The following is a 1,408-nucleotide window of genomic DNA, read 5'->3' as shown; positions in this document are numbered from 1 at the left end:
CTAGTACTGCAACGGTGCATACCGTGACTAGTGGCCAGCTCGTTCGTTGGTGTGGTTATGGGTGGGGACCTTGCTGATGTGCGTGGGTGGGCGAGTGAACTGGATGCTGTGCACGGACGGTTCGTGCACCGGTTCAACCGGGCCGAGCCGCGGGAGTCGGCGCTGGCCTATATGCGGGGCCTGATCGCTCCGCTGCAGCGCAAGAACGGCTGGACGCTGGCGGAGGAGGCCGGGCATGCCGGGCCGGACCGCATCCAGCGGATGCTGAACCGGATCGAGTGGGACGCCGACGAGGTCCTCAACGACGTGCGCCGGTACGTGGTCGACAACCTCGGTGACCGCGAAGCGGTGTTGATCGTCGACGACACCGGCTTCCTCAAGAAGGGCACCCGCTCGGCAGGGGTACAGCGCCAGTATTCCGGCACCGCGGGCCGCACCGAGAACAGCCAGATCGGTGTGTTCCTCGCCTACGCCGCTGGCCGTGGACGCACTCTGATCGACCGCCGTCTGTATCTGCCCACCTCCTGGACGGATGACCGGGACCGCTGCCGCCGGGCCGGCATCGACGACAGCGTCGCCTTCGAGACGAAGGTGGCCATGGCCAAGGCGATGGTCCGCCAGGCCATCGCCGACAAGGTCCCATTCAGCTGGGTAACGGCGGACGCCGCCTACGGCTACAGCAAGGGCTGGCGGTTCGAGCTGGAGCAGGCCGACGTCTTCCACGTCATGGCCACCACCCGGCACGACACCGTCGTCACCCGCTGGTCCATCGACCACCCCGTCCACGACCTGTTCCCCGGCCTGCCACGGCAAAAATGGAAGCGTCGTTCCTGCGGCGAAGGAGCCCACGGCCGGCGGATCTTCGACTGGGCACGCGTCGAAGTGCGGCCCTGGCACCGCGAGGACCGCCGGCACTGGGTTCTCGCCCGCCGCAGCGTCAGCAGACCCGAGGAGATCTCCTACTACATCGCCTACTGTCCCGCCGACACGACGCTGGACGAGCTGATCCGCATCGCGGGCAGCCGCTGGGCAGTCGAGGAATGCTTCCAGACCGCCAAGCAGGAATGCGGCCTGGACGACTACCAGGTCCGCCGCTATCCCGGCTGGCACCGTCACATGACCCTGGCCATGGCTGCCCACGCCTGCCTGACCGTCCTGCGGGCCCGACAGCTGGACACGGACAAAGCAGAAACGGATCCTCCCAGCTCATCCACCTCAGCCTCGCCGAAATCCGACGCCTGATCCACCGCCTCACCGACCGCCGGCCAGCACCGATCCAGCACATTCTGCACTGGTCAACATGGCGCCGACGACGCCAGTATCAGGCCCGCCTGAGTCACTACAAACGACGCGGACACAGCCCCTGAAAACTGCCCAGCACTCAGAGCAAGCACCGTTGCAGTACTAG

The 1,408-nt window shown here is 66.6% G+C and carries 1 protein-coding gene; it reads left to right on the top strand.

Features of this window, described 5'->3' with window-relative positions; all coding sequences use genetic code 11:
* Positions 1 to 57: 57 nt before the first annotated feature.
* Entirely contained in the window at positions 58 to 1,242 is a 1,185-nt protein-coding gene (locus tag AB0D27_RS45480) for an IS701 family transposase (RefSeq protein WP_362521543.1), read from the top strand.
* The last annotated feature ends 166 nt before the right edge of the window (positions 1,243 to 1,408 follow it).

The sequence above is a fragment of the Streptomyces sp. NPDC048415 genome (assembly GCF_040651675.1).
Classification (GTDB): Bacteria; Actinomycetota; Actinomycetes; order Streptomycetales; family Streptomycetaceae; genus Streptomyces.
Note: the sequence above shows the minus strand (reverse complement) of the source record. Positions and strands in the feature narration are given on the sequence as shown.